A 20,283-nucleotide genomic window follows, 5' to 3' on the forward strand; every position below is an offset into this window, starting at 1 on the left:
GCCGGCCGCCTCGCGGACGGGCGTGCCCGGGACCGAGCAGCCCGGCCAGCGGTCAGCGGGCCGCCCGGCGGGCCACGGCGCGCAGCGGGCGGCACCGGCCGGCACGGGGGACGGACCACAGGGTCTGGCCGGCCACGCCCCAGCGGGCGAGCAGGACGTTGGCGGCCTGGAAACCGGTGGTGGCGGCGCGTTCCATCAGGGCGACGGGCAGGTCGGTGCGGACCAGGTCCCCGGCCAGGACGACGGCGGGGTGCGGGGTGATGACGCCGGGGCGGCGGGACCATCCGCCGACCGGGAACACCGGGCAGTCGCCGCGCCATTCGTGGCGCACGTTCACGAGGCGGGCGCCACGGGTCTCCGGGTACACCTCGTGCAGCCGGGCCGTCATGCGCTCCTGGACCCCTGCGCGGTCGGCGTCCCCGTCCACGGCGTAGGCGTGCAGTTCGACCACCGATCCACCGGTCCGGGCGGCCCACCGGGCCGCTTCCCCCTCCCAGCGGTCGAGGACACTGACGTTGTCCAGCCCGTCGTAGCCGCTGGTGCCGAGGAACCCGGGCCGGTGCGCGGCGACCGGGCGGTCCAGCCAGAGCCGGGAGACCAGGAACGGCGGCGCGGTGCGCAGGGCGGCGATGTCGGCGCGCCACCGCGGGCCGCCCAGGTGCTCCGAGGCGGCGACCAGGCGCCGCAGGCCACCGGCGTCCAGGGCCAGGACGACGGCCTGGTGGCGCTCGGCTCCCCGGCCCGCGGTCACCACCTCGATGTCGCCGTCGGCCAGCGGCCGGACCCGGTCGACGGGGGACGCGGTCCGCAGATCGACACCGAGGTTGCCCAGGTAGCCGGCGAGGGGCTGCCACAGGCCCTGCGGATAGGGCTCGGTGGGGACGTCGAACAGCAGGCCTTCGGAGGATCCGAGGAAGTAGATGTGGAACATCAGCAGCAGTTCGGCGGCGGACAGGTGGCGCGGGTCGGTGAAGAAGCTGCGGGAGAACACTTCGAAGGCGAGGTGTCGGGCGGCGCGGGGGAAGTTGATCCTCTCCAGGAAGTCGTGGGCGCTGGTGTCGTCGTACCGTTCGAACACCTCCGGTACGCGGACGTCGAGCAGCGGCAGGGCTGCCCGTGCGTTTAGGGCGGCCAGGTCGCGCAGACCGAAGGTGGGACTGAGGAGGACGAATCCGGCTGCGCTGAGCGGAGGGGTGCGCGGTACCCGGGCGAAGCTGTCGGTCAGCCCGCTGCGGTGACGCAGTGGGTAGTCGGGCAGCGCGGCCAGTCTGGTGAGCCCTGGGTCGGTGCGGCGCAGCAGGCCGCGCAGGTTGTAGTACTGACGGAAGAAGGCGTGGAAGCCGCGGCTCATGGTCGCGGTGGAGCCGTCGGCGAGGCGGACGGGCCATCCGGCGACGCGGCCGCCCAGGACGGGTTCCCGTTCGTGGAGGGTCACCGCGATGCCGCGTTCGGCGAGTGCGGTGGCGGCGGCCAGGCCCGCGATGCCGCCCCCGACGACGGCGACCCGGGGCGGTTCGGCTCCGGGGAAGCGGGCGTGGCCCGGTGCGGCCGGCACCGTTTCGGCCCGGCGGTCGCGGCCGCGCCGGGCAGCGGGTGTCGTACTGCTCACGCGTGCGCCTCCGGTTGGGCGGAGCGCGGGTGCGCCGCGGCGGCGCCGGCCCCGCCGTCGGCCAGGCGCAGGCGGCGGGCCGAGCGGCGCAGGGCGCCGAGGTGGCCCGGGTCGAGGGCGGTCAGCAGGTCGTAGGCCGGTGCGGCGTGGTCGAAGGCACGGACGAGGTCACGGCCGTGCAGGAGCGACGTCAACGGCTCTCCTCGCAGGAGTCGGGGGCGGGTTCCGGTCCGGTACCGGGCAGGGCCCGGCGGGGCAGCAGGGGGAGTTCGGCGGCGCAGCGCAGCATCGGGCCGACGGGGCAGCGCAGGCCGATGCGCAGGTCCTCGGCGGGGGTGCTCCTGCCGTCGAGGAAGCGCAGGACCTGTTCGGCGGGGGTGCGGCGGAACAGGTCGGTGAAGAAACGGGGGCCGTCGATCCGGCCGGTGTCCAGGGCGCGCAGCAGGACGGCGTCCATCACCAGCGCCCGTCGGCGGTGGGGTGCGGGCGCGGGTGCGGTCCGGCCGGGTGTCGGTTGCCGGGCGAGGGCGGCGGCGATGGCCCGGCTCTGCCGCTGGATGGCGGCGAAGGCGTAGCCGGTGGCCGGGCGGGTGGCGCCACCGGCGGTGCCGATGCGCACGTGCGCGGGACCGGCACGGCGGGGGAAACGGCCGTCCGTCATGGGGATGACGCCCTGCTCGGCCTCCTCCACCGTGAGTGCGCCCAGACCGAGGACGCGGCGGGTGTAGTCGCGCAGCGCGTGCTCGTATCCGGCGGTGGTCAGGGGGCGCCGGGAGAACTCGGTGTACTCCACGAGGGCGCGGTCGGGGGCCAGGGGGAGGACGTATCCGAAGGCGAGACCGTGGGCGGGCTGCGGGAGGCGGAAGTCCATCAGGTCTGCCGTGCCGGGGTCGAAGCGCGGGCGGTCGGTGTGCACGAACCAGCCGCGGAAGTGTTGCAGGAGGGTGGTCCGGGCCAGCGGCGGCCGCACGGGCGGTCTGGAGTCGAAGACGTACCGGGCGTCGAGGGTGAGCGGCCGTCCGGCTGGGTCGGTGGCGAGCACGCGGGCGCCCGGGCGTCCGTCCGGCCGGGTCTGCACCCGGTGGACGGTGGCCCGCACGATCCTGGCCCCGGGGTGGCCGCCGAGGCGGTCGTGGACCAGTTCCTCGAACGCGGTGGAGCGCAGCATCCGGTAGCGCAGCGGGGCGGGCTCCGTCTCGACGGCGTTCCCGTCGGGGCCGGTGATCCGCAGCCGGGACCACTGCGCGGTGACAGCCCGCTCGTACTCCCCCGGGCCGTCGTCCCAGAAGCACCAGGTCCGTGGCGGCGGGCGCAGCGGACCCTCGGGGGGTTCGACGACGGTCAGGTCGAGCCGGGGGCGGGGCCGGTGTCCCTCGTGCCCGTGTCCGACCAGGCAGTCGGCGAGACTGAGTCCTGCGGCTCCTCCACCGATGACGACCAGGGGAAGGGGCTCGGCTTCAGCGGTCCTTCTCAACCTCAACCTGCCTCCACCTTCCGGCTGGACGGGGTCCGACGGCGGGCGGCGCCCGGCACCGCCTACAGGCGGTCAGGACAGGCCCGGCGGGCATCGTCCCAGGCGCGCGGCGGTGGCGACGGCGTTGGCGCGTTCCGGGCGTGTCACGTGCGGCGGAGCCGGTGTGCCGGAGAACGGTGGGCGCCCGACGGCGAAGGGGCCGGGGGGTGCAGCGGATGGGCGCCAGCTCGGGTCCTCGTCGATGTAGAGCACGTCCGACTCGACCCGGGCGCGCGGGTGGCGGCGGGCGAGTTCGTCGGTGTAGCGCCAGTGGGTGGTGCAGCGCCGCCCGTCCAGCAGCCCGGCCTCGCCGAGCAGGAAGGCCCCGGTGCAGATGCTCAGGACGCGGGCGCCGCGCTCGACGGCGGCCCGTAGCTCCTCGGTCAGGTGGTCCGGCTGCCGCACGTGCAGGTCGTAGGCCGGGATGCAGATGAGGTCCGCCGAGGCCAGCCGCTCCAGGCCGTGCCGGGTCCGCACCTCGAAGCCGTGCCGCATCGGCACGCTGTCGCCGGTTCCTGAGACAAGAGCGAAGTCGTAGACGGGGAGCGCATCGTCGCCGCGGTCGATGCCGAAGACCTCGCAGAACACACCCAACTCGAAGGCGTGGGCGCCTTGGAGGGCCAGGACGGCAACATCGCGAAGCACGGGGCTCCTGATCTCTCTCACGACGGTGGCAGCAATTTCAGCCTATCCGTCGTTTCCGCCACTCCCGGCGGGTGCCCCGTCCTGGAAAGCTCGCAGGCGTTACCCCCACCACGCGAACAGCTAGGCACCGGATGACCACGCACACGCACACCACCAACGCCGCCCTCTCGTCACAGGCGGCCCAGGTCCTGCGCACACTGGCGCTCGACGAGGAGCTGAAGTGGCGCATCCCCGGCGACCCCGTTCTGGGCCCCCTGGCCCGCAAGGTCGCCCGGCGGTATGTGGCCGGCGAAACCCTCGCCGACGCCCTGGACCGCGCGCAGCAGATCCTGGCCGCCGGCCACCGTGTGAACGTCGAGTACATGGGCGAGAGCTGCCGCGACCCGCAGCGGGCTGTCGAAGAGACCGACACGTTCCTCGCCGCCGCCCGGCTCCTGCCGCCCGAGTGCTCAATCTCGCTCGACCTCTCCCACATCGGCCTCGCCGTCGACGCACTTGGCGGGTTCGCGACGCCGGGCATCTCCCGTTCCCAGCCCGCCGCCAGGACGGCTGAGGGCGGATCCTAGGGTGATCCCATGGACGTGGGGGCGGTACTGATCGCGATGACCGGGGTGGCGGGTACGTTGGGCGCTGCGCTGCTGACCCAGCGCGGCGCGGACCGGGTCAAGAAGCGTGAGCTGGAGATGAGCCACGCCATCCAGGAACGCCGCGAGAACCGCGAACTGCGGCGGCGGTGCTACACCGAACTCCACCGGGACGCCCGACAGTTCGCCACGGCGCTGAGCCGCCACCTGTACGTCATGCGGGACCGCGCGCCCGGGGACGAGGACGTGCAGGCGCTGGAAAGGGTGAAGGACGCCCACCGGGACCGCTGGTCCGAGACCCTGATGATCGCTCCGGACACCGTGATCGGTCCGGCCAACAAACTGAACGACGCACTGACCCGGGTGTACGGGCAGATCAAGCGCATCGAACAGGGGAACCCCCGGCGCGGTGAGACGCTACGGTCGGCCGCCGAGGGACAACACGCGCTCTGGCCCCTGATCCGCGCCACCCGAGAAGCGATGCGCGCCGACCTGGGCGTCACGGGCGCCGCCCCCTGGCCCGAGTCGACCTCGGCCGACGACCCGGCCATGATCGGCGACTTCGAGGAGACGGACGGCGAAACCTCCTAGGCAGTGCCCGCGCTGGCCGTCGTGGGCCGGGCCGGGGCGGCCGGGAGGGCGGGCCGCTGCCGGGGCCGGCCTTTCGTAGTGGTGGGCTCGACGGCCTGGTGCAATGCGGTGTTGCGCTGGGGACAACGCGGGCTGTGCGCTGGGCCTGACCCGGCGTCATGTGGCCGGAAGAGGCCGGGGGCGGGGCCCCGCGTACGACGCCGGCCACTGCAACGGAGCCGGCGGCTCCTATGTGCAGCCCGCGCAGGACCCGCTGTGGATCTGCGCCAGCTCGCCGATCCCGGCGGGCTACGTGCTCACCGACCACAACCCCAGCAGCAGCCCCTGTCTCGGCGACGCCTGGCTCATGCGGCTGGTCACGGACGGGATCTGGACCTGCGCGGGCTCGCCGATCCCGGCCGGGTACGTCATGACCGGCCACTACCGCACCGGCTGCCGGGGCATCGGCTCCTGGTTCCAGCAGGTGGCTGCGCCCGGGCTGTCGATCTGCCCCGGCAACGCGGTCCCGGCCGGCTACCACCTGGGCACCTACAACAGTGCGGGCTGCGCGGGCCTGGGCTCCTGGGTCCTGCTCCGCAACTGACCCGGCTCGGGGGCGCCGCCCAGGCCCGCCCGGATCCCGGGTGCGGCACGGTGGCGTCCGGGCGCACTGGGCGCACCGCACGGACGGTGAAGGGCGCGGCGGTGGCGAGGCCGTGAACGCGGAGAGAGGCCGGTTCGCGCCCGGACCCCCGAGCGGGCGGCGAACACCCCTCGCCCGAGTGCCATCGATCGCCCAGCACAGGAACCGCTTGTGCGCGGTCTGGAACGGGCCCGACTCGTCCGGCAGATCCCGCCACGGTGAGCACGCGCGGTACTTCCACGCGATCGCCTCCAGAGTGCGGCGGTGGTCCGCCGCCCACCGCCGCCCATGGACGGGATCTGCCTGTCCCGCCTCGATCCGGCGCAGTGCGGGACTCCGCCGACAGCGGCCCGGGAACTCCTGGGCACCCGGGCCGCTCCTGCTGCTACTTCACGGCTTCCTTGAGCTTGGAGCCGGCCGTGGCCTTGACGCTGTAGCCGGCCGGGATCTCGATCGGGTCCCCGGTCTGCGGGTTGCGGGCCTTACGGGCAGCGCGGTGGGTGCGCTCCAGGGTCAGGAAGCCGGGGATCAGCAGCTTCTCGTCGCCTTTGAAGACGATCTCTCCGGCGATCTCCGCGAACGCCGAGAGGACGGCGTCGGCGTCCTTCTTGGGAAGGCCGGCCCGCTCGGAGATGGCTGCCACGAGTTCGGTGCGGTTCATCGTGCCTGCTTTCGATCACGGTACTGGTCCCACCGCATGCTGCCAGATCCTCCGGGCAAGCCGGTCCGCAAGAGGAAGCGGCGCGCCGTGCAGTCGAAGAGGACATCGGCGAACCGTGCTGATCGAGGTCACCGCTTTCGCGGCACTGCTGGCTGTCACGGTCCGGGACGGACCCGGCCGGGCTGCTGAACGGGGACGGACGCACGGCCCGGGCGGCGGTGCGCCTGCGACCGGCTTGCCGGGCCAGGACGACCGCAGGCGTGCCCGCGCGGCCGCGCCGCGGTGGGTGAGTGTCGCGGGACGACGGATCGGCCCGAACACGCGCTGGGCGGTGCGGGGAGAGACCCACCGTGGCCGTGGAGGCAGCGACCGGAGCGACCGAAGGTTCGCATGTGCCCGAGGGCTGCCCCCTGGCCGGTCGGTGACGGCGTACGGGCGCGGACGCGGGTGCGGACGGGTGCGGCGGGGTCGGCGGGGTGTGCCCCACGCCGATACGCCCGAACGGGTGAATCGGCACCGCGTGCCGCTGACGCCGGGGGCGGAGTCGCTCAACGGGGAACCAGCCGGAGGACGCTACGACTGACCACCGACGGAGAAAGGCCCCCGATGCGCACCGAGCAGTCGAACAGTCCCGGCACCTGTGCCGCGCCGGGCGAGCGGGAACTCGCCGAGCTGGACGCCCACTGGCGTGCGGCGAACTACCTGGCGGCCGGGCAGATCTACCTGATGGCCAATCCGCTGCTGCGCGAGCCGCTGCGGCCGGAGCACACCAAGCCCCGCCTGCTCGGCCACTGGGGCACATCGCCGGGCCTCAACCTGGTGTACACCCACCTCAACCGGGTGATCAAGGCGCGAGATCTGGACGCGATCTGCATCTGGGGCCCCGGCCACGGCGGTCCGGCCGTGCTGGCCGGCTCCTGGCTGGACGGCAGCTACACCGAGCACTACCCCGACATCACCTGCGACGAGGCGGGGATGGCCGCGCTGTTCCGGCAGTTCTCCTTCCCCGGCGGCGTGCCCAGCCACGTGGCCCCCGAGACACCGGGCTCCATCCACGAGGGCGGCGAGCTGGGCTACTCGCTCGCCCACGCCTACGGCGCCGCACTCGACAACCCCGGCCTGGTGGTCGCCTGTGTGATCGGGGACGGCGAGGCCGAGACCGGCCCACTGGCCGCCTCCTGGCACGCCAACAAGTTCCTCGATCCGGTCCACGACGGCGCGGTGCTGCCGATCCTGCACCTCAACGGCTACAAGATCGCGAACCCCACCGTGCTCGCCCGCCTCCCGCACGAGGAACTGGACGCACTGCTGCGCGGCTACGGCCACGAACCCCTGCACGTCGCCGGCGACGAACCGGCGCAGGTGCACCGGGCGATGGCGGCCGCGATGGACACCGCACTCGACCGGATCGCCGATGCCCAGCACGCGGCCCGCACCGACGGCACCACCGAGCGCCCCCGCTGGCCGGTGATCGTGCTGCGCACACCCAAGGGCTGGACCGGCCCGCACGAGGTCGACGGCGTACCGGTGGAGGGCACCTGGCGCGCCCACCAGGTGCCGCTCGACCACGTGCGGGACAACCCCGAACACCTCGCCCAGCTGGAGGCCTGGCTGCGCTCCTACCGCCCCGACGAGCTCTTCGACGACCGGGGCCGCCCGGTGCCGGACGTGCTCGCCTGCCTGCCCGCAGGTCGGCGCAGGCTCGGGGCGAACCCGCACACCAACGGCGGGCTGCTCACCCGTCAGCTGCCGATCCCGCCACTGGAGAAGTACGCGGTGACGGTGGACGAGCGCGGCGCGACCACGCACGAACCCACCCGGGTGCTCGGCGACCTGCTGGAGCAGGTCATGGCCGACACCGCCGAGCGGCGCGACTTCCGCCTGGTCGGCCCGGACGAGACCGCCTCCAACCGGCTCCAGGCCGTCTACCGGGCCACGGGCAAGGCGTGGGAGGCGGGGCTGCTGCCGACCGACGAGCACCTGGAACGCGGCGGCCGGGTGATGGAGATCCTCTCCGAGCACGTCTGCCAGGGCTGGCTGGAGGGCTACACGCTGACGGGCCGACACGGCCTCTTCTCCTGCTACGAGGCGTTCGTCCACATCATCGACTCGATGGTCAACCAGCACGTCAAGTGGCTGCGCACCACCCGCCGACTGCCCTGGCGCGCGCCCGTCCCGTCGCTGAACTACCTGCTCACCTCGCACGTGTGGCGCCAGGACCACAACGGCTTCTCCCACCAGGACCCGGGTTTCGTCGACCACGTCCTCAACAAGAGTCCCGAAGCCGTGCGCGTCTACTTCCCGCCGGACGCCAACACGCTGCTCGTCACGGCCGACCACGTGCTGCGCTCGAAGGACTACGTCAACGTCGTCATCGCGGGCAAGCAGCCCTGCTTCGACTGGCTGACGCTGGAGGAGGCCCGGGTGCACTGCGCGCGCGGGCTGGGCATCTGGGACTGGGCCGGCACCGAGGACGGCGCCCGCGAGCCCGACGTGGTCCTCGCCTGCGCCGGGGACGTACCCACCATGGAGGTGCTGGCCGCCGCCGGCCTGCTCCGCCGGCACCTGCCCGATCTCGCGGTCCGGGTCGTCAACGTGGTCGACATCGCCCGCCTGCTGCCGGCCGAGGAGCATCCGCACGGCATGCCCGACCGCGAGTTCGACGCCGTCCTCACCCGCGACAAGCCCGTGATCTTCGCCTACCACGGCTACCCGTGGCTGATCCACCGCCTCACCTACCGCCGCGCCGGACACCCCGACATCCACGTGCGCGGCTACAAGGAGATCGGCACCACCACCACGCCGTTCGACATGGTGCTGCGCAACGACCTCGACCGCTACCGCCTGGTCATGGACGTCATCGACCGCGTTCCCGGCCTGGCCGTGCGGGCCGCCCACGTCCGCCAGCGGATGGCCGACGTCCGCACCCGCCACGACGCCTGGATCCGTGCGCACGGCACCGACCTGCCCGAAGTCACCGACTGGACCTGGCCCCACTGACCCGCCCGGGCCCGGGCCCGGGCCCCGCACCCGCGCCGCCGCCGGGCGGCCGGGATGATGACTCCGGATGAGCGGGAGGGGCTGGAGGAGACCGAGCTGCGCCCCGGCGATCCGGACGCGTTGAGAAGCTCGCCGAACGCCTCGCGTTCCGGGATACCCGGTGCCGGGATACCGGGTCGAAGGTGGACCGGCGCTAGCCGGATGGGCGATACCTGGATGCCCGGATCGGTTGGCGGACCGGTGACGCAGCGTTTCTCCTGGGTGGGGTGAGCGGAATGGTGCTCTGACCTGACATGGTGCCCTGACCCGAGGAGTGTGCGATGGCGTCGAGCGAACCCGCTCGCGGTCCCGAGGACGGAGGAGCGCCGGGGCCCGAGGGCTCCGCCGCGCCCGGATCCGGCGAACCTGTGCCGTCCGCTCACGCATCCCCGGCCGGGGCCGGGGCCGGAGGCGAGGGCGTGCAGGGCGGCGTAGGGGAGGACGTCGCTCAGTTGAGTGCGCGGATCGCCGCACTTGAGGCGGCCACGCCGCCGCGCGGTAGGGAACACCGCCGGTGGCGGACCTCGGGCGCGGTGGTGCTGATCGTGATCGCGTCGCTGTTGTCCCTGCTGTCGGTGCTGGCGGTGTGGACGTCCGACTTCGTGGGCGACACCGACCGGTACGTCCGGACCGTCGCTCCGCTCGCCAGCCAGCCCGACGTCCAGACGGCGGTCACCAACCGGGTCACCCAGGTCGTGCTGGAGCAGATCGATGTGAACGCCCTGGTGAAGGAGCTCTCCGACGCCGCCGCCCAGCAGGGCGTGCCGCAGAACGCCGCGAACCTCATCAACGACCTCAGCGGCCCGATCAAGAGCGGCCTGACCCAGCTGGTCGGCTCCGTCGTGAACAAGGTGGTCACCAGCAGTGCCTTCGAAACGGTGTGGGTGGAGGCCAACCGGGCGGTGCACAGTTCCCTGGACAAGGCACTCACCGGCCAGGGTGGTGGCGCGATCAAACTGGAGAACAACCAGGTCGCCATCGACCTCGCGCCCGTGATCGCCAAGGTGAAGGACGAACTCGTCAACGCCGGTCTCGGGGTCGCGGCGAAGATCCCGGACGTGCACACCAACTTCGTGGTGTTCGCCTCCGACGACATCGGCAAGGTCAAGTCGTACTTGCGGCTGCTGGACATCATGGGCGCCTGGCTGCCGGTCGTCACCGTCCTGATCGCCGCCGGTGGTGTGTTCCTCGCCGTCAACCGTCGCCGGGCACTGGTCGGCGCCGCCGTCGGGGTGGCGCTCGCCATGCTCCTGCTCGGGATCGCGCTCACGGTCTTCCGCGCGTTCTACCTCGACCACCTGCCCCCCGGCGCCGACCAGGCAGCCGCCGGCACGGTCTACGACACCCTGATCCGGTTCATGCGCGCCACCGTCCGCGCGGTCGGCACCGTCGCCGTGGTCACCGCCGTCGGCGCCGCCCTGATCGGTCCCTCCCGACCGGCGGTCGCGGTGCGCACCGGCTGCCGGCGGATCATCGGCTCGCTGCGCGGTGCGCTGTACTCGCTCGGCATGAGGCTCGGCCCGGTGGGCCCGTTCGTGCACCGTTTCAAGCGGTGGATCGGTGCGCTGATCCTGCTGGTGGCGGCCGTGATCCTGGCGACCTGGTCCTACCCGACCTGGGCGGTGGTGCTGTGGATCACCTTCTTCGTGGCACTGGCCTTCGCGATCCGGGAGTTCCTGGACACCGGCGGGGACGGTGACCGGGCACCAACCCCCACGACCACGGGCGGGCCGCCCCCGGCCAACGCCTGATCCGTCCCGGCACCTGCGGCATGCGCGAGCAACGGGAAGGCCGTCCTCGGGAGTTCATCCACTTCTTCCATCGTGCCGGCCCGAACCACAGCTCTCGCCACGAGGCATGCAGCCACCCGGGTCTGGCCCCATGCTGGAGATGAGGGGGGTGTGACAACGGAGGAAGAAGTGGTGGAGATGAGGACCGTTGTCGACCTCACACGCTGCCAGGGCTACGCACAGTGCGTGTTCCTCGCCCCGGAGGTGTTCGAACTGCACGGGGAGGAGGGGCTGCTGTACGCCACGGCCGTCCCGGACGACCAGGTGGAGCGGGTACGCCAGGCCGCGGCGGCGTGCCCGGTGCAGGCGATCCTCCTCGGGGAAGAGGTGAGCACCGGTGGCCGGTGATCTGAAAGACGGCCTCATCGTCATCGTCGGCGCGTCGCTGGCCGGGCTGAGAGCCGCAGAGGCCCTGCGCGAGGAGGGCTTCACCGGGTCCCTGACCGTGGTCGGGGACGAGCCCCACGCCCCCTACGACCGGCCGCCGCTGTCCAAGCAGGTGCTGCTGGGCCAGGCGACGGCGGACACCCTGGAGCTGCCGATGCGCCGGGACCCGGACGCCGAGTGGCGCCTCGGCGTGCGCGCCACCGGTGTGGACCTGCTGGCGAAACGGGTACTGCTGGCCGACGGCGACTCGCTGCCCTACGACCGGCTGCTGATCGCCACCGGAACCCGTGCGCGGCCCTGGCCCAACCCGGAGGAAGGCGCCCTGGACGGGGTGTTCACCCTGCGCACGCGCGAGGACGGCGCGGGACTGGCCGAGCGGCTGGCCGCGAGACCGGAGCGGGTACTGGTGATCGGCGGCGGCTTCACCGGCTCCGAGATCGCCTCCGCCTGTCGGGAACTGGGCCTCGCGGTGACCGTCGCCGAACGCGGCCCCGCACCCCTGGTGGGTGCGCTCGGCGGCACCCTGTCCAAGCTCGCCGCCGTCATGCAGCGCAACCACGGCGTGGACCTGCGCACCGGGGTGACGGTCACCGCCCTGAACGGCAACGGCGCCTTCACCGGCGCGCAGCTGTCCGACGGCAGCCGCGTCGAGGCGGACGTGTGCGTCGTGGCGCTGGGCGCGATCCGCAACGTGGAGTGGCTGGCGGAGTCCGGGCTGGCGGCGGGCCCACGCGGCATCGCCTGCGACGCAGGCTGCAGGGCCTTCACCATGTACGGGATCGTCACCGACGACGTCTTCGTGGCCGGCGACGTCTCCCGCTTCCCCCACCCGCTGTTCGGCTACCAGATGCTCTCCCTGGAGCACTGGGGCAACGCCGTCGAGCAGGCCGCGGTCGCGGCCCACAACATGGTCAACCCCGGCCCGCTGCAGCGCCCGCACCTGGCCCTACCGGTCTTCTGGTCGACCCAGTTCGGACTCAACATCAAGTCGGTGGGCGTCCCCACCTACTCCGACCACGTGGTCATCGCACAAGGGTCCCTGGAGGCACGGCGTCTGGCGATGGTCTACGGCTACCAGGGCCGGGTCACCGCCGCCGTCACCGTCGACATGGCCAAGGCGCTCGACTACTACCGACACCTGATCGAGACCGCCGCCCCCTTCCCGCCCCCGCCCGGGGCCCAGGACCGTGCGATCGCGGCCGACATCGCGATCCCCTCCGCCGTACCGGACCCCTCCGTGCTGTCCCACGGTCCGACCGTCGCACTCACCGGGCACCTTCCGGACCGCCGGCTGACGGTGGTGTAGCCCACATCCCGCCCCCTGTGAGGAGCCACCATGGACTCCGCGACCCTGCTCGCACGGATCACCGACTACGCCAGCCGTCCCAACCCCTATCCGCTGTACGCGGAACTGCGCGAGGCCGGTCCTGTGGTGCCGCAGGCCGACGGCAGCTACCTGATCGGCACCTACCACCACATCGCCGCTCTGCTCCACGACCCACGGATGAGCGCCGATCCCCGCACCCGCGGCGAGATGACCCATAAGCCGCCGTTCCTGCGGCTCGACGACCCCGAGCACCACAGGCTGCGCACCCTGGCCATGCGGCCCTTCGGGCCTCCGCACAGCCCTGGCCGGGTCGACGGCATGCGCGGCGAGATCGACCGGATCACCGAGGCACTGCTGGAACCGTTCGAGGCGGGGCACCAGGTCGACATCGTCGACGACTTCGCCTACCCGCTGCCCGTCACCGTGATCTGCCGCCTGCTCGGCGTGCCGCACGAGGACGAGCCGCTCTTCCGGGCCTGGTCGGACGCGATCGTCGCAGCCGCCGACGTCAGGCCCGACGACGAATCCGCCGAGCCGGACAAGGGCGGCGACCAGGCACGGATGGAGTTGGGCGGCTATCTGTTGAACCTGGCCGAGCAGCGCCGTGGCAAGCCGGGCGAGGACATGCTCTCCGCCTTCGTCAACGAGCCGGACCCGGCCCTGCGGCTCACCCCGGAGGAACTCGCGGAAACCGCCGTACTGCTCCTCATCGCCGGACACGAGACGACGGTCAACCTGATCGCCAACGGCGCCCTCACCTTCCTGCGCCAGCCCGAGCAGTTGGACCGGCTGCGGCGGGAACCGGAGTTGCTGCCGCGTGCGGTGGAGGAACTGCTGCGCTACGAGCCCCCGGTCCACATGCGCGAGCGCATCCCGCACGCCGACATGGACATCGCCGGTACGCCCGTCCCCCGAGGCGTCCCGGTGATCCTGGCCCTCGCCTCCGGCAACCGCGACCCCCAGCGGTTCCCCGACCCCGACCGGTTCGACCCCGCCCGCCAGGACAACCAGCACCTCGGCTTCGGCAGTGGCATCCATGCCTGCTACGGCGGCCCCCTGGCCCGTCTCGAGGCCTACGCGGCGCTTGGCGCGCTGCTTCCCCACCTCGCGACGGCGAGCCTGGTCCAGGACCCGCCCCCCTACCGGCAGAACGCCATGCTCCGCGGACCCCGCCACCTGCCCGTCCGCCTGTGAAGTTCGAGTCAGGGGCACGGCTCCGGAGTGGGCGCTGTCATTCCTTCGCCCGTGCGCGAAGGCGCGGACCTCGACCGTAGGCAGCGGTGGTGAGCCCCGCCGCGGTGGGCCAGGATGGATTCAGCGGCGGATCGCACACCAAAACAGCGATCAAGCGTCCATGTCGGGATTCATGGTGTGTTCCGCTGCGTGCGCCTGTGGCTTGGTTGAGTGCCGGTCCGGTCGCGGGTCGAGCGGATTTCCGCTGAGCGCGCACGGCGTGCCGGTCGCTCGCAGACCAGTCCATGACCGCACGGGCGCGGGAGCGAGGAAGGCTGCGATGACTACAGAGGCTGAACTGCTCACCTCCGACGATCAGCGGCTCGAGGAGCTGTTCCGCAAGAGTTCGGCCGGTGAGATCCCCAGAGGTCCGATGGAGGGCCTGGCTGTCTTCCCCGCGGCAGGGAGGGCGGGAGCACGGCTGCTCGCCAGTCTGGTGAACCTGACCGCGTGGCGGGGCAAGGTCTTCAGCCCGGACGGTTACCTCAGCAACCGGCTCACCGCCATGGACATCCTGTCCATCGTCGCCACGGTCGGACCGGGCCCGAGCCGTCTGGACGACCAGGAGTGCATCGTCATCGACTATTCCCACACGTCCTTGGTGTTCGGAGGCGTGCGCGACGAACTCCGTCAGGTCGGCCCGGGCCTGTACCTGGGCCTGATCTGGCTGGCCGGCCGCAAGATCGGATGGTTCACGCTGCGAGACCCGGCCAACGCGGAGAACAGCAGTACATAGGACCGACCGCGCCGGAACCCCTGGTGCCTGATCACCGTCGCTCCGAGGGCCCGCCTCGACAGGGCGTGCCCCCCGCGACACGCAGCGAGACCCTTCAGCGCGTCGCGTCGGGTAGTCGGTCCGCAGGCGAAGGCTCGGCACCATGCCGACATCATGAGAGGACCTGACCGTGCCTCCCGCTATGAACCGCCCGCGCAGAAGCGCGCCCCACCCGCCACGCGTCACGGCACCGGCCAAGCTCTCCCGGCACCGGCCGGTCACTGTCGTGGCGGCATCGGCCACCGCGGCACTGGTGTTGGCGGCGCTACCTGCTGCCCCGCCCCCCAGCACGCCGCCGACGCTGCACGGCACAGTCACCAGCGCGGGAAGACCGCTGCCCCACGCCGACGTCACCCTCCTCACCGGAGACCGCCTGGGCGTCCGGAACCTGGGCCGCGCCACGACCGACGCGGGGGGAGCCTTCCAGATCCGGTCCACCCAGCCCACGGGCTCGGTGCTGTACGTCGACGCCGCGCCCCACGGCGACCGGTCGTTGCGGCTGCGTTCCGTCGTGGGGATCGGCCCGGGCGGCGGCGCGCCACAACGCCGGGAATCCGTTGTCACCGTCAACGAATTCACCACGGTCGCCGCCACCTACGCACTGGCCCAGTTCACCGACCAGCACGGCATCGCCGGGCCCAGCCCCGGCCTGGAGAACGCTGCGGCGACGTCCTACAACCTCGCCGACCCGGCCTCGGGAAAACCCGGCAAGGTCGTCACCGACCAGAACAACGGCACCAGCAACGAGACCCTGGCCACCCTGGGCACCCTGGCCGACCTCGTCTCCCTCTGCGCGCCGGAGGCGGACACCGGACTGTGCCAGGAGGTGCTGCGTCTGGCAACACCGCAGCAGGGGGCCACTCCCGCCGACACGGCACAAGCCGTGCTGAACCTCGCCCACAACCCGAGACTGGCCACCGGAGAGCTGTACGCCCTGGCCGGCCGGGCGCACACGTACACCCCCGCGCTCACCGCGGCCCCGGAGGCCTGGGTCCTGGCCCTGCACTACACCCCACCCGATGTCTACGCCCCCGGCCGGATGGCCGTCGACGCCAAGGGCAATGTCTGGGCCTCCAACAACTGGCTGCCCGGAACACGGAACCCCAGCCCCTACGTCACCGTGCAGGATCCGGTGGGTGACCCCATCCTGAACAGCCCCATCAGCGGCGGCGGCATGAAGGCGGGTGCCTGGGGCATCGCCATCGACCACGACGGCTCCGTGTGGGTGCCCAGCTACGGCGGCGATGCCATGTCGAAGTACTCGTCGACCGGAAAGCCGCTTTCCCCCGGCACAGGATTCAAGAACGGCGACCTGAACCACCCCCAGGGCACCGCAGTCGACCAGAAGGGCAACGTCTGGATCGCCAACTTCTACGGTCTGAAAGGCAACCGCGGCCAGGGGAGCGTGATCGTCTATCCGCACGGGGACCCCTCGAAGGCGATCACCATCGAGGGCGGCGGCCTCGACCACCCGTTCTCCATCCAGATCGACGGCTTCGGCCGGGCCTGGGTCACCAACGCCCGTCTCAACGGGGCAAGGCTCCTGGACACACGAGTGCCCGAGGGCCACGCGGGCGGGAGCGTCACCGTGATCGGGCCCGACTTCAAGCCGACCTCGTTCTCGCCGGTCAAGGACGCCTCGCTCGACTGGCCCCTCGGCCTGGCCGTCGACTCCAAGAACAACGTCTGGGTGCCCGACTTCGTCAGCAACTCGGTCACCGAGATCGGGCCGAGCGGCAAGATCACAGGCGTGTACGGACTGCCGACCGCCATCGCTCCCTGGTCCGTGGCCATCGACGGTTCCGACCGCGTCTGGGTCGCCGGATTCGGCGCCCCCTCCGTCTCCGTCCTGTGCGGCGTGAACACCAGCACCTGTCCCCCCGGCTCCTCCACCGGCTCGCTGCTGACGCCGCCAAACGGCTATCGCAGCAGCTCCATCCAGCACCTCACCGCCGTCCAACTCGACCAGTCCGGCAACGTCTGGCTTGCCAACAACTGGTCCGAAGTCGCCCCGCCCACCGGCGGTAACGGCCTGGTCGAACTCATCGGAGTCGCCACACCTGTCTGCACACCCCTGACCCCGGTACCCTCCCGCCCGGCAACGACCAGCTCAACCGCCTGCCCCTCGCAGACCAGCACGCAGATCGGCTGACCACGCCCGGTGATGCCGCCGGGTCGGGCCAGCCGGACCGGCTCATCCGGCGGCGCCGATCGGACCGGCCGCGCCTCGGTGGCTTCGACGCTCTGCGCCTGGAGCCGCCCGCCGTGCCCCCTGCCGAGCAGGAACCCTCCCACCGCACCGCCGGCGAGCAGCAGGCCGACGACGACCCCGCCGATGAACACCCCGAGCAACGTATCCCCCCGTACCCCGTACCATCTCTCTCCCGGACAGCCTAGGCCGTTGCCTTGTGGACCAGGGGCCGCAGGCCGGGCGGCCGACACACATCATGGAACCCGACCAGCGCGAAGGAAGTAGCACCCAACGATGCCGACACACACCTTTCGGAGGCGGATCGCAGTCCGCGAGCGGGCTGTCCGGCGCTGGCTGCCGACGGCGTTCCGTACGGCGGGCGTCCTGCTGATGCCATGGATCGTCGTGCTCGCGATGTCGGTGAAGGGGCGCTTCGGCGCACGAAACCTCTCCAACTCCTGGGTGTGGCTGGACGTCATGGAGGTGGCGGCGCTCTTCCTGCTGGCCCGACTGGTGCGTCGCCGCCACCCGGCCACCAGTCCGACGGCCTCGGCCACCGCCGTCCTCCTGGGCCTGGACGCGTTCTTCGACCTGTGGTCGGCACATCGCGGCTCCGACTACCAGCTCGCGCAACTGCTCGCCTACGTGGCCGAGTTGCCGAGTGCAGCCATTCTCGCCATGCTCTCCTGGTATGCGCTGCCGTGGGCCGCGCCCGCCGCGCCAGCCGCAGGCCCCGACGTTTCGGCGCCGCCCCGGCGTGCTGTGGGGGTGCGGTGAAGCGGTCGGCCCGTTGCCTCGGCGTCCATTTCCCGCCGCCGAGGACCTGGGCGTCGAAGCCCGTGCCGCCGGCGCCGATGCCGACCGTCAGCCGTCCGCCCGAGATGTCGTCGAGCGTCGTCAACTCCTGGGCAGGGGTGCCGGGGTCAGCGCCGGTCCGCTGAGGGCCGCGTCGTCACGGTGGTCACCACCATGACCCGGTCCGCCGCCGGAGTCACCGCAGATCGGTGCGCAGCCCGGCCGCCGGGCTGCGACGGAGGGCCCGTCAGGGGAAGCGATCGATGTTCTGCTCGACCCGGTTGCGCAGGTGCGCCAACGGGACACCACGCCTCCGCCTTACAGAACCCGCTTCAGACCCGGTAGCGCTCCGCGAGGTCGCCGTAGCCGCCCGCTGTCCAGACCGTCCGGCGGAAGTCCGCGAGGCTCAGGGCGCCGGTGCCCTGGCCGGCGGTGGGCGGGAAGTGGGCGGTGCCGCACCGGTCGCAGTACCAGACGGTGGTACCGGCACGGCGTCGTGGATCGGCATGTGCGGAAGTTCCCCCAGCGGTACGGCGGTCGGCTGACCGTTCGTATCCGCTGGGACGCCGCCGCCCCGGATCCGGTTGCGGCCCGGCACGCGCCCGCGGCTGGACGGAGCGCGATGAGCGGCGGTCACCGTCACCGGGGAAACGGCAGGGGCGGGGCGCCTGCCGGCACCGCCCCGGCCTCGTGCTCGAGGTTGGTGGCCCAGTTGTGGGGGAGTTGTCGAGGCCGGTCCGGAGCACGGCTCGGTGGACGGTGACCGGCTCGCCGGTCCAGGACTCCTCGGTGTGGACGAGGACGCCGTCGCGGGTGGGGGCGAAGGCCCGGACGTGTTCGGCGGTGATGCCCTGGGCGGGGCCGCCCCGGACGAGGCGCTCGCGCTGGTGGCCGTCGCCCGCGCAGGTCGCACGTCTCCCGGGGGGATCCGGGTCACGCGCTGGACGCGGGCCGGTCCGCTCCGTACCGGAGGCCGTCGAGGAGCAGGTCGAGAAGGCGGCCGGCCCGTTCGCGCTGGTCGGGGGCGCTGGTGATCAGTGCCACGCCGGCCAGGCTGAAGCCGACGTCCAGGGGGTCGACGTCCGGGCGCAGGAGACCGGCCTCGGCCCCGGTGCGCAGCAGGGTGCCGAGCGCGGCGCCGAGTCGGTCGAGGGTCTCGGCGAACGGGTCCGCACCGGATGCCACCGCGGCCCGGAGCGCGTCCGCCATGCCCTGCTTGGCGGCCACGTAGTCGATGAAGTCGTCCATCCACAGGCGCAGTGCCCGGTCCGGCGCGTGGCCGGCGAGCAGTTTCCCGGCGCTGTCGCAGACACGGGCCAGCTCGTTGCGGTAGGCCGCCTCGACCAGCGCCTCGCGGGTGGGGAAGTGTCGGTAGAGCGTGGCCGAGCCGACGCCGGCGGCCTTGGCGATCGCGTCGATCGCCACGTTCGGGCCCTTCTCGGCGAAGGCGCGCACGGCCACTTCGAGGATGCGTTCCCGGTTGCGGCGGGCATCGGCGCGCAACGCGCTCGGCTTGGTCGTCAAGGCTGTTCCCTTCGTCGGGGACCAGTCTAGCTGGACAACCGGGGAGTTCCCCGCTTACCGTGAAGAAACCGGGGAACTCCCCGGTTACGGGTGTCGGCCCGTTCTCCCCCCCATGCAAGGAAGACCCTCATGACCTCCTCGAAGACGGTTCTGATCACCGGTACCTCCTCCGGCATCGGCCTGGCGGCCGCCATCGGCGCCGCCCGGGCCGGCTGGACGACCATCGCCACCATGCGCGACACCGGCAAGGCCGAGGCCCTGCTCAAGGCCGCCGCCGAGGCGGGAGTCGAGGACCTGGTCCGGGTCAAGCGCCTGGACGTGACCGACTCCGCCGGCATCACCGCCTGCCTGGACGAGGTCGTCGCCGAACACGGCCGTCTGGACGCGCTGGTCAACAACGCCGGCGCCGCCCAGGTCGGCACCATCGAGCAGAGCAGCCTGGACGACGTCCGCGCGGCCATGGAGGTCAACTTCTTCGGCGTGGTGGCGGTGACCCGGGCCGCGCTGCCCCACCTCCGCGCGTCGAGGGGCCGGGTGATCACTGTCACCAGCGTCGGCGGGGTCGTCGGCCAGCCCTTCAACGAGGCGTACTGCGCAGCCAAGTTCGCCGTCGAGGGCTTCATGCAGTCCCTCGCGCCGGTCGCCGCCACCGTCGGTGTCGACGTCACGGTGGTCGAACCGGGCGCGGTGGCGAGCGAGTTCGTGGCCAACCTCGGACTCGACCTCCCCGCGCTGCTCGCCGCCGCCGGACCCTACGCCCCCGCACTCGAGGCCTACCTGGCCCGCACCCGCCAGTCGTTCGACAACGCCCAGACCCCGGCCGAGGCGGCCGCCCCGATCGTCGACGCCCTGGCCCTGCCCCGCCCGCCGTTCCGCGTCCAGACCTCCCAGTGGGCCCGCGACTTCGCCGCCACCAGCCTCGCCGACCTCGACGGCTCCGCGGTCGGGGCCCTCACCGGCGCCTGGGTGCGCTGACCGGACGCCCGGCGACGCAGCC

Annotated in this window: 18 protein-coding genes and 2 pseudogenes; 12 read left to right on the top strand and 8 right to left on the bottom strand. The window is 72.5% G+C overall.

What is annotated here, in order from left to right; genetic code table 11:
- Positions 1-52: 52 nt before the first annotated feature.
- The 4 genes from HS99_RS13980 to HS99_RS13995 all read right to left on the bottom strand — a co-directional run bounded on the left by HS99_RS13980 (position 53) and on the right by HS99_RS13995 (position 3,767).
- Positions 53-1,609, bottom strand: coding sequence for an FAD-dependent oxidoreductase (locus HS99_RS13980; RefSeq protein WP_030556637.1), 1,557 nt, complete (start codon positions 1,607-1,609; stop codon positions 53-55).
- Complete coding sequence (locus HS99_RS13985) at positions 1,606-1,803, bottom strand: hypothetical protein (RefSeq protein WP_030556636.1); 198 nt, start codon at positions 1,801-1,803, stop codon at positions 1,606-1,608. The genes HS99_RS13980 and HS99_RS13985 overlap by 4 nt, the downstream gene beginning before the upstream one ends.
- Positions 1,800-3,089 carry a lycopene cyclase family protein gene (locus HS99_RS13990; RefSeq protein ID WP_232543208.1) on the bottom strand — a complete coding sequence of 430 codons (1,290 nt, stop codon included), beginning with the start codon at positions 3,087-3,089 and terminating at the stop codon, positions 1,800-1,802. Before HS99_RS13990 ends, HS99_RS13985 begins: the two co-directional genes overlap by 4 nt.
- A 66-nt stretch (positions 3,090-3,155) precedes the next feature.
- Positions 3,156-3,767 (bottom strand): AraC family transcriptional regulator, encoded by a 612-nt coding sequence (locus HS99_RS13995; protein ID WP_078938774.1) that lies wholly within the window; start codon positions 3,765-3,767, stop codon positions 3,156-3,158.
- Between the two features lie 131 nt (positions 3,768-3,898).
- On the opposite strand from HS99_RS13995, the gene HS99_RS14000 reads away from it, so the two are divergent.
- The 3 genes from HS99_RS14000 (at position 3,899) to HS99_RS14010 (ending at position 5,525) form a co-directional block, all read left to right on the top strand.
- Entirely contained in the window at positions 3,899-4,333 is a 435-nt protein-coding gene (locus tag HS99_RS14000) for a hypothetical protein (RefSeq protein ID WP_030556631.1), read from the top strand.
- 9 nt (positions 4,334-4,342) lie between these two features.
- Positions 4,343-4,942 carry a hypothetical protein gene (locus HS99_RS14005; RefSeq protein WP_030556629.1) on the top strand — a complete coding sequence of 200 codons (600 nt, stop codon included), beginning with the start codon at positions 4,343-4,345 and terminating at the stop codon, positions 4,940-4,942.
- 232 nt (positions 4,943-5,174) lie between these two features.
- Complete coding sequence (locus tag HS99_RS14010) at positions 5,175-5,525, top strand: hypothetical protein (RefSeq protein WP_050366168.1); 351 nt, start codon at positions 5,175-5,177, stop codon at positions 5,523-5,525.
- 168 nt (positions 5,526-5,693) lie between these two features.
- Here the strand turns inward: HS99_RS14010 and HS99_RS41100 are convergent.
- Positions 5,694-5,891, bottom strand: a pseudogene (locus HS99_RS41100) (transposase); the annotation flags it as partial.
- A gap of 58 nt (positions 5,892-5,949) precedes the next feature.
- On the bottom strand, positions 5,950-6,225 hold the full coding sequence (locus HS99_RS14015) for an HU family DNA-binding protein (RefSeq protein ID WP_030556625.1): 276 nt from the start codon (positions 6,223-6,225) through the stop codon (positions 5,950-5,952).
- A 606-nt stretch (positions 6,226-6,831) separates the two neighbouring features.
- Between HS99_RS14015 and HS99_RS14020 the strand changes: the two genes are divergently transcribed.
- The 8 genes from HS99_RS14020 (at position 6,832) to HS99_RS46570 (ending at position 17,744) form a co-directional block, all read left to right on the top strand.
- On the top strand, positions 6,832-9,225 hold the full coding sequence (locus tag HS99_RS14020; protein WP_043388137.1) for a phosphoketolase family protein: 2,394 nt from the start codon (positions 6,832-6,834) through the stop codon (positions 9,223-9,225).
- Positions 9,226-9,716: 491 nt separating this feature from the next.
- Entirely contained in the window at positions 9,717-11,015 is a 1,299-nt protein-coding gene (locus HS99_RS14025; protein ID WP_232543207.1) for a hypothetical protein, read from the top strand.
- Between the two features lie 177 nt (positions 11,016-11,192).
- Positions 11,193-11,402 (top strand): ferredoxin, encoded by a 210-nt coding sequence (locus HS99_RS14030; protein ID WP_030556618.1) that lies wholly within the window; start codon positions 11,193-11,195, stop codon positions 11,400-11,402.
- Positions 11,392-12,747, top strand: a complete 1,356-nt coding sequence (locus tag HS99_RS14035; RefSeq protein WP_030556616.1) for an NAD(P)/FAD-dependent oxidoreductase — start codon at positions 11,392-11,394, stop codon at positions 12,745-12,747. The genes HS99_RS14030 and HS99_RS14035 overlap by 11 nt, the downstream gene beginning before the upstream one ends.
- A 30-nt stretch (positions 12,748-12,777) precedes the next feature.
- Positions 12,778-13,962 carry a cytochrome P450 gene (locus HS99_RS14040; RefSeq protein ID WP_030556614.1) on the top strand — a complete coding sequence of 395 codons (1,185 nt, stop codon included), beginning with the start codon at positions 12,778-12,780 and terminating at the stop codon, positions 13,960-13,962.
- A 319-nt stretch (positions 13,963-14,281) separates the two neighbouring features.
- Positions 14,282-14,737, top strand: a complete 456-nt coding sequence (locus HS99_RS14045; protein WP_030556612.1) for a hypothetical protein — start codon at positions 14,282-14,284, stop codon at positions 14,735-14,737.
- 265 nt (positions 14,738-15,002) lie between these two features.
- Complete coding sequence (locus tag HS99_RS14050) at positions 15,003-16,928, top strand: hypothetical protein (protein ID WP_030556611.1); 1,926 nt, start codon at positions 15,003-15,005, stop codon at positions 16,926-16,928.
- Between the two features lie 333 nt (positions 16,929-17,261).
- Positions 17,262-17,744: a hypothetical protein gene (locus tag HS99_RS46570; protein ID WP_050366167.1), complete on the top strand. Its 483-nt coding sequence runs from the start codon at positions 17,262-17,264 to the stop codon at positions 17,742-17,744.
- Here HS99_RS46570 and HS99_RS46575 read toward each other — a convergent pair.
- Together HS99_RS46575 and HS99_RS14060 are read right to left on the bottom strand one after the other, a co-directional pair.
- Positions 17,743-17,889 (bottom strand): annotated as a pseudogene (locus tag HS99_RS46575) (LLM class flavin-dependent oxidoreductase); the annotation flags it as partial. The gene HS99_RS46570 and the pseudogene HS99_RS46575 overlap by 2 nt on opposite strands.
- Positions 17,890-18,695: 806 nt before the next feature.
- Positions 18,696-19,286 (bottom strand): TetR/AcrR family transcriptional regulator, encoded by a 591-nt coding sequence (locus tag HS99_RS14060; protein ID WP_030556608.1) that lies wholly within the window; start codon positions 19,284-19,286, stop codon positions 18,696-18,698.
- A gap of 129 nt (positions 19,287-19,415) precedes the next feature.
- Between HS99_RS14060 and HS99_RS14065 the strand changes: the two genes are divergently transcribed.
- Positions 19,416-20,261, top strand: a complete 846-nt coding sequence (locus tag HS99_RS14065; protein ID WP_030556606.1) for an SDR family NAD(P)-dependent oxidoreductase — start codon at positions 19,416-19,418, stop codon at positions 20,259-20,261.
- Positions 20,262-20,283 lie beyond the last annotated feature (22 nt).

The organism is Kitasatospora aureofaciens (genome assembly GCF_001188955.3).
Classification (GTDB): Bacteria; Actinomycetota; Actinomycetes; order Streptomycetales; family Streptomycetaceae; genus Kitasatospora; species Kitasatospora aureofaciens.

Bases quoted from the DNA above. Each gene is read 5' to 3' on its own strand.
- HS99_RS14000 (WP_030556631.1), top strand. From the start codon at position 3,899: ATGACCACGCACACGCACACCACCAACGCCGCCCTCTCGTCACAGGCG.
- HS99_RS14030 (WP_030556618.1), top strand. From the start codon at position 11,193: ATGAGGACCGTTGTCGACCTCACACGCTGCCAGGGCTACGCACAGTGC.
- HS99_RS14065 (WP_030556606.1), top strand. From the start codon at position 19,416: ATGACCTCCTCGAAGACGGTTCTGATCACCGGTACCTCCTCCGGCATC.
- HS99_RS14040 (WP_030556614.1), top strand. From the start codon at position 12,778: ATGGACTCCGCGACCCTGCTCGCACGGATCACCGACTACGCCAGCCGT.
- HS99_RS14005 (WP_030556629.1), top strand. From the start codon at position 4,343: ATGGACGTGGGGGCGGTACTGATCGCGATGACCGGGGTGGCGGGTACG.
- HS99_RS14015 (WP_030556625.1), bottom strand. From the start codon at position 6,225: ATGAACCGCACCGAACTCGTGGCAGCCATCTCCGAGCGGGCCGGCCTT.
- HS99_RS14045 (WP_030556612.1), top strand. From the start codon at position 14,282: ATGACTACAGAGGCTGAACTGCTCACCTCCGACGATCAGCGGCTCGAG.
- HS99_RS14020 (WP_043388137.1), top strand. From the start codon at position 6,832: ATGCGCACCGAGCAGTCGAACAGTCCCGGCACCTGTGCCGCGCCGGGC.
- HS99_RS46570 (WP_050366167.1), top strand. From the start codon at position 17,262: ATGCCGACACACACCTTTCGGAGGCGGATCGCAGTCCGCGAGCGGGCT.